The 15,380-nt window shown below is 47.6% G+C and carries 10 protein-coding genes; 6 read left to right on the top strand and 4 right to left on the bottom strand.

Features of this window, described 5'->3' with window-relative positions; genetic code table 11:
- Nucleotides 1-3: 3 nt before the first annotated feature.
- The 6 genes from GGU45_RS09520 to GGU45_RS09495 all read left to right on the top strand — a co-directional run bounded on the left by GGU45_RS09520 (nt 4) and on the right by GGU45_RS09495 (nt 10,679).
- Nucleotides 4-2,448 carry a glutaminase family protein gene (locus tag GGU45_RS09520; protein ID WP_435224138.1) on the top strand — a complete coding sequence of 815 codons (2,445 nt, stop codon included), beginning with the start codon at nt 4-6 and terminating at the stop codon, nt 2,446-2,448.
- A 39-nt stretch (nt 2,449-2,487) separates the two neighbouring features.
- Nucleotides 2,488-4,791: a GH92 family glycosyl hydrolase gene (locus GGU45_RS09515; RefSeq protein ID WP_435224137.1), complete on the top strand. Its 2,304-nt coding sequence runs from the start codon at nt 2,488-2,490 to the stop codon at nt 4,789-4,791.
- Nucleotides 4,792-4,933: 142 nt separating this feature from the next.
- Nucleotides 4,934-6,664 (top strand): DUF4091 domain-containing protein, encoded by a 1,731-nt coding sequence (locus GGU45_RS09510; protein ID WP_435224135.1) that lies wholly within the window; start codon nt 4,934-4,936, stop codon nt 6,662-6,664.
- Nucleotides 6,665-6,669: 5 nt separating this feature from the next.
- Nucleotides 6,670-7,707, top strand: coding sequence for an FAD:protein FMN transferase (locus GGU45_RS09505; RefSeq protein WP_435224134.1), 1,038 nt, complete (start codon nt 6,670-6,672; stop codon nt 7,705-7,707).
- 348 nt (nt 7,708-8,055) lie between these two features.
- On the top strand, nt 8,056-9,960 hold the full coding sequence (locus tag GGU45_RS09500; RefSeq protein ID WP_435224132.1) for a beta-N-acetylhexosaminidase: 1,905 nt from the start codon (nt 8,056-8,058) through the stop codon (nt 9,958-9,960).
- A 17-nt stretch (nt 9,961-9,977) separates the two neighbouring features.
- Nucleotides 9,978-10,679, top strand: coding sequence for a peptidylprolyl isomerase (locus GGU45_RS09495; RefSeq protein WP_435224130.1), 702 nt, complete (start codon nt 9,978-9,980; stop codon nt 10,677-10,679).
- Between the two features lie 281 nt (nt 10,680-10,960).
- On the opposite strand, the gene GGU45_RS09490 is transcribed toward GGU45_RS09495, so the two are convergent.
- From GGU45_RS09490 to GGU45_RS09475, 4 genes are all read right to left on the bottom strand, one after another.
- Complete coding sequence (locus GGU45_RS09490) at nt 10,961-11,251, bottom strand: cell division protein ZapA (RefSeq protein ID WP_435224128.1); 291 nt, start codon at nt 11,249-11,251, stop codon at nt 10,961-10,963.
- Nucleotides 11,252-11,276: 25 nt separating this feature from the next.
- Nucleotides 11,277-11,567: a hypothetical protein gene (locus GGU45_RS09485; protein WP_435224126.1), complete on the bottom strand. Its 291-nt coding sequence runs from the start codon at nt 11,565-11,567 to the stop codon at nt 11,277-11,279.
- 23 nt (nt 11,568-11,590) lie between these two features.
- A complete protein-coding gene (pheT, locus tag GGU45_RS09480; RefSeq protein ID WP_435224125.1) occupies nt 11,591-14,014 on the bottom strand; it encodes a phenylalanine--tRNA ligase subunit beta in 2,424 nt (807 codons plus the stop codon).
- A 94-nt stretch (nt 14,015-14,108) separates the two neighbouring features.
- Nucleotides 14,109-15,356 (bottom strand): serpin family protein, encoded by a 1,248-nt coding sequence (locus GGU45_RS09475; RefSeq protein ID WP_435224124.1) that lies wholly within the window; start codon nt 15,354-15,356, stop codon nt 14,109-14,111.
- Nucleotides 15,357-15,380: the final 24 nt, after the last annotated feature.

The raw sequence follows: 15,380 nt of genomic DNA, 5'->3' as shown, positions 1-15,380 counted from the left end.
TTGATGGCCCTTTTTCTTTACCCACCCGGTGTTGATAGTCAAAACCAGAAAGCCCCTAGTTACCCGTTGATCACTCATTCGCCCTATTTTAGTATCTGGAGTAATACGGACCAGCTGAATGAATCGGTAACCACACATTGGTCCGGCGCAGAACAATCGCTGGTAGGCATTATAAAAGTTGATAACCGGTTTTACAGGTTTCTTGGCAGGGAACAGGGGCGCTTTGCTGCCATAGCTCCCACAAGCGATGAAACGCCCTATAATGTTCAGTACACCGAGCAGGATCCCGGCCCGGGCTGGAATGCTCCCGGGTTTGATGATCGCAGCTGGAAAAACGGTGCAGCCCCCTTCTCTGATAACCGGTCGGTGGCAAAAACCTTTTGGGATACGGACGATCTTTGGGTAAGGCGCACGTTCAATGTAAAAGGTCCGGTGGATGGCGATTTGTATCTGAAGATTAATCATGATGATAATATCGATATTTACCTGAACGGAACCCTGGTGTATCATAAGACCGGCTGGGTTAACCGGATGACCTACCTGGATCTGAACGAGGTTTTAAGAACGAATCTGAAGAAGGGGAAAAATGTTTTGGCCGTGCACCTGCGCAATACAGCAGGAGGGCGCCATCTGGACCTGGGCATTTCACGTAAAGTGCCGCCACCAGCATCACTGCAGCTGCTGAAAGCGAGCCAATCCAATGTTGAAGTAAGGGCATTGCAAACCGTTTACGACTTTAAGGCAGGAGGAGTAGATCTGACCGTTCGTTTTATATCCCCGCTTTTATTAAAAGAGCTGGATCTGATGGCCCGCCCTGTATCGTATATTTCCTATGCAGTAAAATCGAATGATGGGCGGCAGCATGATGTAAAAGTATACCTGGGAGCCTCCTCCAATATAGCCGTAAATGAACCCTCCCAGGAGGTGATGGCAAATGTAGTGAACACGGGATCACTCAAAATGCTGCAAACCGGTACTACCAGTCAGCCGGTGCTTGCCAAAAAAGGAGATGATCTTCGTATCGACTGGGGGTATTTTTATGTAGGTGCTGCTAAAGAGCAGGCCACACAGTTTATAACGAGTAGCCAGCAGGACGGCATTGCCGGGTTTACCGGCAACAGGGCGCCCGCGGCGCAATCCGGCATCCGGGGAAGGAGCCTGGTACTAAATACGGTGCTGAACCTGGGAAAGGTAGGCATCGCTGATAAGGAGCAGTTTATGTTATTGGGCTATGACGAGCTGTACGCTATCCAGTATTTTCATAATAACCTGCGCCCCTGGTGGAATAAAAATGGCAATAAAACCTTTACCGCATTAATGAACGAAGCTGCCGCCTCTTATAAGACGGTAGTAAAAAAAGTAAATGATTTTGATAAAATAATTTATGATGATGCGTTTCATGCAGGAGGCAAGGCGTATGCAAAGCTTTGTGAATTGATCTACCGCCAGAGTATTGCGGCGCACGCGCTGGTAGAGAGCCCGCAAAAAGACCTGTTATTTTTATCCAAGGAAAACTTCAGCAATGGTTCTATCAATACGGTGGATCTGACCTATCCGTCTGCGCCGCTTTTCCTGATGTATAATACGGCGCTGCAGAAGGGAATGATGAATGGAATATTTTATTATAGCGAAAGCGGAAAATGGGCCAAACCTTTTGCCGCACACGACCTGGGTACCTATCCGCTGGCAAACGGTCAAACTTATGGCGAAGATATGCCGGTGGAAGAAGCAGGAAATATGATCATCCTCATGGCCGCTATTGCGCGGGTGGATGGCAATGCAGCGTATGCCAGGGCACATTGGAAAACACTGACCACCTGGGCCGGTTACCTGAGCAAAGAAGGCTTCGATCCTGCCAACCAGCTTTGTACCGATGATTTTGCGGGCCATCTGGCCCGCAATGTCAATCTTTCGGCCAAGGCGATAATGGCACTGCGCAGCTACGCCATGCTGGCTGAAATGCTGGGGGAAACGGAAACCGCCCGCAAATACCTGGCATTGGTAAAACCGATGGTATCCAAATGGATGGAGCTGGCCAATGATGGGGATCATTACACGCTGGCATTTGAAAAGAAGGGAACCTGGAGCCAGAAATACAACCTGGTTTGGGATAAGGTACTCAACTTTAATCTCTTTCCGCAATCGGTATATGACAAAGAGATCCGGTACTATTTAACAAAGCAGCAACGATACGGGCTGCCGCTGGATTCGCGAAAAACCTATACAAAATCCGACTGGATCATGTGGACGGCAACCATGACCACTAACCGTGGTGATTTTGAAAAGTTTATAGAACCCTTATACCGTTACGCAACGGAAACCAAAAGCAGGGTGCCAATGAGTGACTGGCATGAGACCACCACCGGAAAACAGGTGGGCTTTCAGGCACGCAGCGTAGTGGCGGGTTATTTTATGAAGGCGTTGGACGACCAACTTAATAAGCGGTAACAGAAACGCTTTATTTTTATACCTAATACGGGATTAATCATGAATGTTTTGAAGAAACTGCTTGCTGTGGGTTTGATTGCCGGAACGGTTGCTGGTACGGTTTTTGCACAACCGGGGAACCTGGTTCGCTATGTGAATACACTGCAGGGTACTAATTCGAGTCATGAACTGACCCGCGGTAATACCTATCCAACAACGGCATTGCCCTTTGGCATGCATACCTGGACGGCTCAAACCGGGCGTAACGGCGATGGCTGGAAATATCAGTATACAAAAAATACCATCCGCGGGTTTCAACAGGCGCACCAATGCAGTTCCTGGACCAATGACTATGCCGTGTTTTCGCTGATGCCGGTAGCGGACAATCTGGTGGTGAATGAAAATGACCGGGCTGCTGTTTTTCGTCATGAAAAGGAAATTGCCGGACCGCATTATTATAAGGTAGCGCTGGAAAATGGGATCACCACAGAAATGTCGCCCACAGAAAGAGGGGCGCACCTTCGGTTTCATTTTCCGGAAGGGCGTAAAAGCTTCCTGGTGCTGGATGGGTATACTGGTTTGAGCGGTGTTGAAATAGATCCGGCTGCACGTAAGATCACCGGTTATATCAACAATGGACGCGGATTTCAGAAAGGATGGAAAAGCTTTTTTGTGATCCTGTTCGATCAGCCCTTTAACGCATACGGTACCTGGGAGAACAAAACGGACAGCATCAGCGCCGGTGCTTTAAAGGCGGAGGGGGCAGGCAGGGGAGCATATATCCGGTTTGGCGATGGTGCAGTGGTACAGGCAAAAGTAGCTTCTTCTTATATCAGCATGGAGCAGGCGGAACGGAATCTGGAGCGTGAACTGGGGGCCGACCGGACATTGGAGCAGACAAAGGCGAGAGCAGCAAAAATATGGAATGAGCATTTGTCGAAGATCCTTGTTGAGGGTAGTTCAGAGGCGGATAAAGCTACTTTTTATTCCTGTTTTTTCCGGGCCAGCCTGTTTTCCCGTAAATTTTACGAACTTGATAAAAACGGCAACCCTTATTATTTTAGTCCTTATGACGGTAAGGTACATCAGGGATACCTGTTTACCGACACCGGTTTCTGGGATACCTTTCGGGCTCAGTTTCCCTTAAATGCATTGCTGCATCCTGTTATGCATGGCCGCTATGTGAGCGCCCTGCTGGATGCGCAGGAGCAGTGTGGCTGGTTGCCCGCCTGGTCGTTTCCCAATGAACAGGGCAGTATGATCGGTAATCATGCCATATCATTACTGGCGGATGCCTGGGCAAAAGGCCTTCACACTTTTGATCCTGTAAGAGCACTGGAAGCCTACGATCACGAAGCCAATCATAAAGGGCCATGGGGCCCTGCCAACGGAAGGGATGGCTACAAAGAATATAACGAACTGGGCTATGTTCCCTATCCGCGCTACCGTGAGGCCACGGCCAAAACGCTCGAATATGCTTATGATGATTTTTGCGGTTATTATTTGGCAAAGGCAATCGGCAACAAAAAATATATGGATCTGTTTGGCAAAAAGATGTTTAATTATAAGCATGTTTTTGATCCCTCCAGGGGATTTATGCTCGGAAGGGATGAACGGGGTAACTGGATAAAGAATTTTGACCCCACTGAATGGGGTGGTCCTTATACGGAGGGGAATGCCTGGCATTGGATATGGTCCGTATTTCATGATATTGCCGGTTTGAAGCAGCTGCTGGGTGGCGACCGGAAGTTTACGGCAAAGCTGGATTCAGTATTCTCTGTGCCCAATACGGTTAAGGTAGGCACGTATGGCGGCCTGATCCATGAGATGACGGAGATGGTTATGGCCGATATGGGACAATACGCGCATGGCAACCAGCCTATCCAGCACATGGTATATTTATATAACTATGCCAATGAACCCTGGAAGGCCCAGTATCATGCCCGTGAAGTAATGAAGCGATTGTATAATGCATCAGAAAACGGCTATCCCGGTGATGAGGACCAGGGCCAAACCTCATCCTGGTATGTGTTGAGCGCATTAGGATTGTACAGCGTTACACCCGGAACTAACGAATATGTGATCGGCAGTCCGCTATTTAAAAAGGCCATTATTACGCTGGAGAATGGAAAAAAATTTATCATTGAGGCCGGTAACAATTCCGAAAAGAATGTGTATATCAACAAGGCACTGCTCAATGGCAGGGCATATTCAAAGAACTTCATCACTTACCAGGAGATAATGAAAGGCGGACGCCTGTCTTTTGAAATGAGCGGAACGCCCAACAGGAGCCGGGGGCTGGCCAAGGGCGACCGGCCTTTTTCGGTTTCAGGATCTCCGGAAATGGAGGTGATACCAGAGTAACAATGATTTAAATTTTAATCCCAACGGGTAGCTGATGCGATTTTACCTGTGCAATCGGTTCCACTATCGCAGGTTTTAAAGGGAGAATGCCGTATTTTGCCGCCTATACTGAGCACTGATAAAGTATATTCAATTTCTGATCATGCGATATTTTCTAACAACAGCCTTGCTTTTTATTTTTAGCGTTTTAACGGCGCAGGATGTAAGTCTTGCCCTTCAGAAAGAACCGCCCATGACCGCGGCTCAAAAGAATGCGCGCTGGCAAACCCTTAAGGGTGGTACACGCGTTGGCTTTCTGAATAGTAATAAACGGTATCCCCAGGATCGTATTCCGGAAACAGCATCTAAAACTGCTGAAACACTGGTAGCCTGGAAGGGAGAGCGGGTGCATGCACAGTTGGGCGTATGGTCAGCAAAAGCCGTAGCGGTGGATGCAGCTGTTGGTACGATAAGGTCAAAAAACGGTGGGGAAATTCCGGCTGATCATATACAGATCGGGTTGATGGGATATGTAATGACGGATGAGTTTCGCAATGGTTGCGGACATCGCAAACCCGAAGACTTTGATTCATCGCTGGTAGCGGATGCCATACATTTTGAAAAAAACAGCGGTCTTCTACAGCAAAACAGGGTACAGCCGTTGTGGGTAAGTATTGATGTGCCGGCAGATGCACAGGCAGGTAATTATGAAGGCTTCATTACGGTAAAAGCCGGTAAAGCATACCGGTTAAAGCTAACGGTTAAAGTATTGGACAAAGTGCTGCCGCCTGCTTCCGGGTGGGCATTTCACCTGGACCTGTGGCAGCACCCCGCTGCCATAGCCCGTGTACACAATGTACCGCTTTGGAGCGATGCCCATTTTGAACGGATGCGCCCTTACTATACCATGCTGGCTAAAGCCGGACAAAAATTCATTACCGCCAGTATTGTAAATGAGCCCTGGGGGCACCAGACCTATGATGATTATCCAAGCCTGATCAAATGGACTAAAAAGAAGGATGGTAACTGGAGTTTTGATTATAATTTGTTTGATAAATATATCAGCTTTGTAATGAGCACTGGTATTAATGAGCGCATTAATTGCTATAGCATGGTACCCTGGAAAGTGGCCTTCCAATATTATGATGAAAACCTGGGGCGCGATACCGTATTTACCGGCAAGATCGGCTCGGCGGCCTATAACGCGTTCTGGACGCCTATGCTGAAAGATTTCACCAGGCACCTTAAGGCAAAAGGCTGGTTCGGAAAAGCTACCATTGCCATGGACGAGCGTCCGATGGATGCCATGAAATCGGTTATTAAGTTACTGAAACAAATTGATAAAGACTGGAAGATAGCATTGGCAGGAGAATACCATGCGGAGATCGAAAAGGATATCGATGACTATTGTATTGCCTCTGCGCACCAGTTTCCGGCAGACGTGCTGGCAGCAAGAACGCAGCGTGGTCAGCTAAGTACCTGGTATACCTGTTGTACCGAAAAGTATCCCAATGGGTTTACTTTTTCGCCGCCGGCGGAGCATGTGTGGATCGGCTGGTATACGGCCGCAAAAAATATGGAAGGTTACCTGCGCTGGGCTTATAATAGCTGGGTGGCAGATCCGGTAAATGACAGCCGTTTTCGTACCTGGCCTGCAGGAGACACGTACCAGGTGTACCCCGGACCGGTAACATCCATCCGGTTTGAAAAAATGGTAGAAGGCGTGCAGGATTTTGAAAAGATCCGTATTCTTAAGAAGCAATATAAAGACAGCGGTAACACGGCCAGGTTGCAACAACTGGAAGCGGCACTTAAAACATTTGAGATCAAAAACCTGGAGCGGCAGTCTGCGGCAGATATGGTTTCAAAAATGAAACCGTTGATTAATCTTTGACGGATATGCTGAAACTTTTTAAGAGAGGCGGCTTCCTGCTGGGTGGCCTATTGCTGATGGTTGCTTTTTCGGATTTCAGAAAGCAACCGGCATTGAAGGCCTTTCATATAAATGGGTTTGCACAGGGTACTACCTATCATATCACGTATTATGCATCAGACAGCTGCCTTACCCGGTTTGAGACCGACAGTATCTTCGGGGCGCTCGATAGCTCGCTTTCTATTTATAAACCCTATTCCCTGATATCGCGTTTTAATCGTGAAAAGCGGGGACTGGTACCGGATCTGCATTTAAAAAAAGTGGTGATCAAAGCACAGGAGGTATCAAAGGCTTCCGCCGGAATTTTTGACATTACCGTAATGCCCCTCGTAAAACTTTGGGGCTTTGGCCCCGATGGACGGCCAAAGACGATGCCTTCCCCGCAGCAGGTACAAGAAGTGCTGCAATATGTAGGCTACCGGAAACTGTATTTTTTAGGGGATAGCCTCCTGAAAAAAGATTCCCGGCTAACTATTGATGTCAATGGCATTGCACAGGGATATACGGTGGATGTAATTGCCGGTTTTCTTGAAAACAGGGGCGTGCAGCACTACCTGGTGGAGGTAGGAGGCGAGATCCGTGTAAAGGGCCGCAAACAGCCTTCGGGTGAAATGATGAAAATAGGAATAGAAAGTCCGCCCGGAGAAGAAGATCCCGAAACTCCTGTGTTAATCAAAACCGTTTTTGTAAAAGAAGGTGCCATAACCACTTCGGGTAAATACCGGAATTTTTACAGGAACGGCAATAAAAAAGTATCGCATCTCATGGATCCGCGCACCGGCTACACTCTTAATAATGAAATGATCAGTGTAACCGTTTTTGCAAAGGACGCCATTACTGCTGATGCTTATGATAATGTGTTTATGGGTTTGCACCTGGATGAAGCATTTGCTTTTTTGAAAAAACATCCGGAACTGGAATGCTATTTTATCTATACAAAAAAGGATGGAACCGTTGCCGATACCGCTTCTGCGGGTTTCGATGCAATGCGGACCCGGCAATAACGGCTGCCAGCTGTCGGCTTTGAGTGTCTGATGTCTGATGAACCTTCTAAGGTACGATGACTGCGTTAACAAATGAAAACCCCATTCTCACATTTCCGCATTTCCACTCCCGATTGCTATCGGGATTCAAATCCTCAAATTAATGGTGAGCAGCACATCGGGTATAAAAACGGATCCGACCTGGAACTTTAAACTTGGAACCTCGTCCGACCGGGTTATCCGGGCGGGCTGGAACCTGGAACATTCCCTCTGTCATTTTCTTTCATACAAAAGGCCATTCATTATCGGATTCGCGTTATATTAGCAGTTTAAGCCAATGGCCTTATAAATAATTAAAGATTGATTGATATGTATAAACAAATCCTTACCGTTTTTGCTCTTGCTTTTTCACTGCTGGGCACTGCGCAACAAAAAAATCCGGCTATAGCCTTAATACCCGAACCGGTTTCGGTGGTCGAAAAGCCCGGCAGCTTTGTATTGCCGCAGAATGTTACAATCAGTCTTCCCGCGAAGGCGGACCTGGGCCATACCTATGCCCTGTTAAAGGACCGCATCTCCAATACCGGCGCAACAGTGCAGGAGCAAAAGGAAAATACCAATGCCACTATTAAACTGGTATTGAACAAACGGGCAGATAGCCGTTTGGGAGATGAAGGATACACGCTTTCGGTAACTCCGGATGGTGTAACAGTAGCGGCCAACAAACCGGCCGGGTTGTTTTATGGCGCGCAAACATTTTTACAGTTGTTGCCCTCGCAGATCGAGAATGTGGAACGGGTAGACGGTCTGCGTCTGCAAGCGCCCGCCATCGAAATTGTGGATTATCCAAAGTTGGGCTGGCGGGGATTGATGCTCGATGTTTCCCGTCACTTTTTTACGGTAGATGAAGTAAAGAAATATATCGATAATATGTCGCGGTTTAAATATAATATGTTTCATTTTCATTTAACCGATGACGAAGGCTGGCGGCTGCAGATTAAAAGTTTGCCCAAGCTTACAGAGGTAGGGGCATGGCGCGTAAACAAAGTAGGACTGTTTAATACTTTTTCGGCTCCGCTCCCTGATGAGCCCAAATCATACGGCGGCTATTATACGCATGAAGATATCAGGGAACTGGTGCAATATGCAAAGGACAGGTTTATAAATATTGTGCCCGAAGTTGATGTGCCGGGGCATAGCCTGGCAGCCATTGCTTCTTACCCCGAGCTCTCCTGTACCGAAGGCGCCGATAAATATCAGGTACGGGCGGGTGAGCCCATTATGGACTGGTCGCACGGAGCGCCCCCGATCGCGCTGATAGATAACACCCTTTGCCCTGCCAACGAAAAAGTATACGGGTTTTTGGATAAGGTGATGACCGAAGTGGCACAGCTGTTTCCCTTTCCTTATATTCATGTTGGGGGCGATGAAGCGCCGCATAACTTTTGGGAGAAGAACCCGCAGGTGCTGGCCCTCATGAAGAAGGAAAAACTGAAAACCATACCGCAGGTGCAGGCTTATTTTGAAAAACGCCTCGAAAAGATCGTAAACTCCAAGGGAAAAAAAATGATGGGCTGGGATGAGATCCTTGAGGGCGGTATTTCGCCAACTGCCGCATTGATGAGCTGGCGCGGGGAAAAATATGGTATCGAAGCATCAAAATCGAAGCACTATGTGGTGATGAGCCCTACACAGTTTGCCTATATTGATTATATGCAGGGGGATGTAAGTATGGAAGTGCCCATCTACGCTTCCCTGCGGTTATCGCAAACCTATAAGTTTAACCCCGTTCCTGAAGGAGCCAATCCACAATATATACTGGGTGGACAGGCCAACCTCTGGACAGAAAATGTTTATAATATCCGGCAGGCCGAGTACATGACCTGGCCGCGGGGGCTGGCTATTGCCGAATCCGTTTGGTCGCCATTAGAGAAAAAAGACTGGAAAAAATTTGCCGCTAAAACCGAACAGTTCTTTGACCGTTTCAATGCGGCGGAGATCAAGTATTCGCCGGCGATCTATGATCCTTCTGTAGCGGTTTCAAAAAAGGATCAGATTTATTTGGTGACCCTTACACCGGAGATTGATGGCCTGGATATTTATACCAGTTTTGATAATTCGGCGCCCGATCGTTTTTATCCAAAATATAAGGAGCCGCTGGAAATTCCGAAAGATGCCGATGAACTGCGCATCATCACCTATAAAGGGAAAAAAGAAGTGGGACGCCAGATGACCATCAAAGTAGCGGATCTCAAAAAGCGGGTAAAAAATTAACCGGAACATTTCTTTTGATGATGCGAAAATTCCTGCTGATAACTTGCGCGGGCCTGGTGCTATGGAGCAGCTGCGCTACCGGTAAGCCCCTGCGGTCCGACTATAAAAAGGATGTACTGCTACAGACCAACTATGGAAACCTGCTGTTAAGGCTAAGCGATCTTACTCCGCAGCACCGGGATAATTTTATAAAGCTGGTGAAGAGCCGGTATTATAACGGCGTGCTGTTTCACCGGGTGATCCGCAATTTTATGATCCAGTCCGGCGATCCGGATAGCCGGCATGCCGCGGGCGGGCAATCCCTTGGAAACGGAGGTCCGGCTTACATGATACCGGCAGAATTCAATACGCAATTATTTCACCGCAAGGGGGCCCTGGCTGCAGCAAGGGAAGGGGATGCCGTAAACCCGCAGAAGGCCAGCAGCGGCAGCCAGTTTTATATTGTTCAGGGAAAGGTATGGACCGCCGGCGCCCTCGATACACTGGACGTAAAGCGGCTCAACGGAAGAAAAATCCCATCTGCCGCCAGGGAGGTATACACCACCATTGGCGGTACCCCGCACCTGGATCAGAACTATACCGTATTTGGCCAGTTAATAAGGGGGTATGAAGTGCTGGATAAAATAGCTGCCGTGCCCACAAGCAAGGGGAAGGACCACGACCGTCCTATATGGAATGTGCGGATCATCAAAGCAAAAATGGTAAAGCGGACGCTTTAGGTTTCACGTTTAACGTTCAAAGTTTAACGTTAGCTTCCCGAAGCTTCGGTTTTTTTACGGTTGGTGTGATGAATGCTGTCTCCCAGAAACCTTTTGAGGCAGACACTTAGTACTGAAAACAAATGGCTGACGGCTTCCGGGTTTTCCCGGGAACCGCGATGAATCTTCAGGGCTCAAATGCTGAATGCTAACATCAGACAAGGAAACTGAGTGTGCAAGATGTGCATGAAACTTTAAACCTTGAGCTTTAAACTTTAAACATCAAACCCGAAACAAAAAATCTATCCCAGTTCCGTATCAATAATAGCTTCCAGCTGGTTTAGCTTTTCCATGACTGTACCGGCATCCATGGATGAAGTGGCTTCGGCTTTAAACTCGGTGGCAAACCAGATCAGCACCATGGATACATAGTCCTGCATATCCTTGCCGGGGAAGGTTTTTTTAAATTCCATCACTTTATCATTAATGATCCGGATGGAGTGGCGCACGGTTTCTTCATCGGCCGGCTCAACTTTGATCCGGAAATGCCGGTCGGCGATCATAATATTGGCGGGGATCAGGTTGTCTTCCATTGACATCATTCATTTATTTAATAGGTTAAACACTTAATAATGCAATACACCGGTCAATCTCTTTGAGGTAGCCATTTACCCTTTTTTCAAAAGCCTTCCGTTCTTCGGGGCTCATTTGGGTGTTGCCATACCGGGCAATATCCAGCTGTTGCTGCATGGCTTCCATGTTGGAGGCCGCGGATGCCGCCGAGTTCTTTGATTCTTCCAGCGCCAGTTTCAGCGCTGTATTTTCTTTTTCAATAACGGCATTTTTGCGGCAGAGCTGCACCAGTTTATCCTGTATTTGCTTTATTTTATCTTCTATTGCCTGACTCATCGGTAAACAATTTCAGTTTAAGATTATTTCCGGATTTCTACCTGCAAATCTCTCTCCAAACTTTGCATGATCTTCTTCATCCAGCCATCAATCTCCCCATCGGTCAATGTTTTTTCTTCATCCAGGAAGGTGATATTGATTGCCAGTGATTTTTTCCCTGCTCCCAGCTTATCGCTTACAAAAACATCAAACAGTTGCACGGCCTGTAGTTTTTTGAGGCTTAATTTCCGGATGGCCGCTTCTACCGATTGGTAGGGCAGCTCTTCCGCAACAATCATGGCAATATCGCGCTGCACCGCCGGAAAGCGGGGAATGGGGGCAAACTGGGTTTTGTACTTTAGCGCCATTTTTAAAATGGTGGTCCAGTTCAGGTCTGCGTAAAATACCTGCTGCTTAACATCAAAGCGCGCGAGGCGCTCCTTATGCACGGCACCAAGCTTGCCCAGGTTTGCCGTTCCCGATTTGAGCACCAATCCATATTGGAAATTGGCATCCTTTAGCTCTTCAAATTGCAGGCCGGTAAGCCCGCACAATTGCAGTCCTTTTTCAACAATACCTTTCAGCGCAAAAAAATCATATTTGATACCAGGTTGTTTCCAGCCGGCCATTTGCTGGTTTCCCGTCAGGTAGATACAAAGATGTTCCGGTTCGTCAAATTTTCCTTTCTTACTGATACTGTATGTTTTGCCAAATTCAAATAATCTTAAATTTTCGTTCTTCCGGTTCAGGTTCCATTCAATAATTTCAAGACCGGTTTCCAGCATATCCGGCCGCATAATGTTCAGCTCGGCGCTCAGGCTGTTCTTCATTTTCACCACAGTGCTAAGTTCCTCTTCTGTATAGTAAGCTTTGTTGGTGATGGAATTGGTCAGGATCTCGTGGTGCCCGGATCCTGTAAGAAAGGATACTATTTTTTCCTTTATTAATTCACCTTCAATGTTTTCATCAACCGAAGGTGTTATTTTAATTGAGGTTGGTATTTCCACATTATCAAGCCCGTCAATACGCAAAATTTCTTCAACTACATCGGCCTGCAGGCTAATATCCGGTTTGTGATAGGGCACGGAGATCAGGAGCGAGTCGATAGTGTCTTTTTCAATTTCAAATCCCAGGGCCTGCAGGATGGATTTTACAGCATCGGGGTGATAATTTTTTCCACTCAGTTTTTTGAGATAGTGGTATTTCAGGGAAATTTCTTTTTTAGGCTGTGGCTCGGGGTAAATGTCATAAATGTCGGAGCTGAGGGTGCCGCCGCAGGTTTCAAGGATCAGGGCTGCCGCACGCTTTAAAACGTTTACGGTAGCTGAAACGTCCGTTCCTTTTTCAAAACGGGTGGCAGCATCCGTCCGAAGCCCGTGCCGGAACGAGGTTCTCCGTATGGTAACAGGGTCAAAGCAGGCGCTTTCAAGAAAAATCCGGGTGGTTTGCCCGGTTACTCCGCTTTCTATTCCGCCAAATACGCCGCCAATGCACATTCCGCCTTCCGCATCGCAGATCATCAGGTCCTCCACGCTCAGTTTCCGCTCTTTTTCATCCAGCGTGGTAAAGCGTGTTCCCTCCGGCAGGTTCTTAACAATAACCTGGTTGCCACGGATTTTATCGGCATCAAAAGCATGCAGCGGTTGCCCGGTTTCATGTTGGATAAAATTGGTGATGTCTACAATATTATTGATGGTTCTCAGTCCAATAGCTTTTAGTAGATGCTGCAACCAATTAGGTGATGCTGTTACTTTAATATTATCGATACAGATACCGCTGTACCGCGGGCAGGCGGTTTTGTTTTCTACAGTGACTTTGAGTGGGGCCTTGCCTTTGGGGGCCTTAAAATGGTGAGTGTCCGGAAGTTTGGGCCGCACCGATTTTTTGTCGTGATGCGAGAGGTAGGCGCAAACATCCCTTGCTACGCCCCAGTGGCTCATGGCATCCATACGGTTGGGCGTAAGTCCGATCTCAAAAATAGTATCGGAATAGCTTTGGAAATATTCGGATGCCGGTGTGCCGGCTTTAACATCTGCGGGTAATATCATAATGCCGTTATGCGAGGCGCCCAGGCCAATTTCGTCTTCGGCACAGATCATGCCCTGGCTTTCCTCCCCGCGGATCCTGGCCAGCTTCATAGTTACCGGGTCACCGTTAACGGGGTAAATAGTAGCACCCACAGGGGCTACCACTACTTTTTGACCGGCTGCTACATTAGGAGCCCCGCAAACGATGCGGAGCGTATCGCCACCCACGGCAACCCGGGTCAGTTTAAGCTTATCGGCATTGGGGTGGGGGCTGGTTTCCAGCACTTCCCCAACTACAAGGCCTTTAAGGCCACCTTTTAATTCTTCGTATTCGTGAACGGCTTCCACTTCAAGTCCGATGGAAGTCAGGATCTGGCTTAATCGATCTGCACTTACGGTTACCGGCAGGTACTCACACAGCCATTTATAGGATATTGTCATTTGCGCTTAAAAATTATATAAAATCGGACTGCGAATATACAAAAAGCCCCTGCATTAACATCAATGCAGAGGGCTTCCAAAAAAGGTGCTTTTTCTACGGTAAGTCTACGGGTTGAGAAATACGCCCCATAAACAGTATACTTTGTGAAGTATTTTCGCTGATGATAATTCCAAAAGGCTTGTTGCAGATAAATTGAGGATTGAGGGGGGCGCTGGTGCCTACCATACCGATATTGGTGACCGCTGCGGCTTCCGTACCGTCTTCATTCATGGCTATAAAAGTGCTTTGCTTCACAAAACTAATGGAAGACGGTTCCTTGCTTATTGCGCTGAAATCGGCAACCATCGGTGTAAAGGCTTTTTTTATCCCCATGGCTTCCAATATCGCATTCAGCCTAAAGTCCTGTTTCAGCTTAAACCGGGGAAGTCCAACTCCTACTTTGGTGGTTTGGAAGGCCTGTTGCAGGTCATCCCATTTTTGTGCATCCATCTGGTTAAAAAGGTCGGCAACGGCACTTGTTTTTGGCAATAGAACAGTCAGGGTAAACTGCCCGTTGCCGTAGGGTTTTTGAACGGCTGCAAAATCGGGAGTGGCGGCATATCTTACGGTATCATTCAGGTACATCATGTTCACCTGCATCGTACTGCCATCCTGTTTTGTGAAGGTTGCCGGCCGGGTTGCGTTCTTGTCAAATTTTACCCGCCAGTCGCCCTTAAAATACAGTGCATTCAGCAATAGCATTACCAGGTCAGGCTTCAGTTCATCCATTACTTTCGGAATTTTTCCATTGGTATGGTCACTGGCCCATTTATTGATCACCGGCAGGTCTGATGGCTGAAAGGAAAGGCCCGAAACCTCTGCTTTATAGTAGTCGTTGAGTGTTTTTAAGAACGGGGCTTCTACGGGGAAGCTGTTTTTATAAAATACAGCATTGGCGAGGCCCAGGGTTACCTCCGGATCTGCTTTGGGCAGCACTTCTAAAAGGGTGCGGGAGGCTTCGTTCAATGTTGCTACCGACAGGTTCTTTGCTTCAAGGGCGGTCAGTATTTCTTCCCGGGTTGTTCCTCCGGCTCCGTTGGCCACCATGCTTAAGGCTATATGCAGGCTCAGGGGCGAAACGAACAGGTTTTCCTGGGGAAATACTGTTTTTTGCAGTTCCTTAAAAAAGGAGAATGCAAACCCCGATTGGGAGCCCTGAACGGTTGTGGCAACAACAACAGGAGTTGGTTTGTCTGACCGGGGATCTGGTTGTTCCTCTTTTGATGGAACTTTTTCTTTTGTGCAGCTGCCAAGTACCAGGGCTATGCCGCATATACCATAAAACGATCGCCATTTCATCATGGTCTGGCTGGTTTAAGTTGTTAC

Source organism: Niabella hirudinis, from assembly GCF_051201075.1.
In the GTDB taxonomy this organism is placed as follows: domain Bacteria; phylum Bacteroidota; class Bacteroidia; order Chitinophagales; family Chitinophagaceae; genus Niabella; species Niabella hirudinis.
Note: the sequence above shows the minus strand (reverse complement) of the source record. Positions and strands in the feature narration are given on the sequence as shown.

Bases quoted from the DNA above. Each gene is read 5' to 3' on its own strand.
- GGU45_RS09490 (WP_435224128.1), bottom strand. From the start codon at position 11,251: ATGGAAGACAACCTGATCCCCGCCAATATTATGATCGCCGACCGGCAT.
- GGU45_RS09475 (WP_435224124.1), bottom strand. From the start codon at position 15,356: ATGATGAAATGGCGATCGTTTTATGGTATATGCGGCATAGCCCTGGTA.
- GGU45_RS09505 (WP_435224134.1), top strand. From the start codon at position 6,670: ATGCTGAAACTTTTTAAGAGAGGCGGCTTCCTGCTGGGTGGCCTATTG.
- GGU45_RS09510 (WP_435224135.1), top strand. From the start codon at position 4,934: ATGCGATATTTTCTAACAACAGCCTTGCTTTTTATTTTTAGCGTTTTA.
- GGU45_RS09485 (WP_435224126.1), bottom strand. From the start codon at position 11,567: ATGAGTCAGGCAATAGAAGATAAAATAAAGCAAATACAGGATAAACTG.
- GGU45_RS09515 (WP_435224137.1), top strand. From the start codon at position 2,488: ATGAATGTTTTGAAGAAACTGCTTGCTGTGGGTTTGATTGCCGGAACG.
- pheT (WP_435224125.1), bottom strand. From the start codon at position 14,014: ATGACAATATCCTATAAATGGCTGTGTGAGTACCTGCCGGTAACCGTA.
- GGU45_RS09520 (WP_435224138.1), top strand. From the start codon at position 4: ATGGCCCTTTTTCTTTACCCACCCGGTGTTGATAGTCAAAACCAGAAA.
- GGU45_RS09495 (WP_435224130.1), top strand. From the start codon at position 9,978: ATGATGCGAAAATTCCTGCTGATAACTTGCGCGGGCCTGGTGCTATGG.
- GGU45_RS09500 (WP_435224132.1), top strand. From the start codon at position 8,056: ATGTATAAACAAATCCTTACCGTTTTTGCTCTTGCTTTTTCACTGCTG.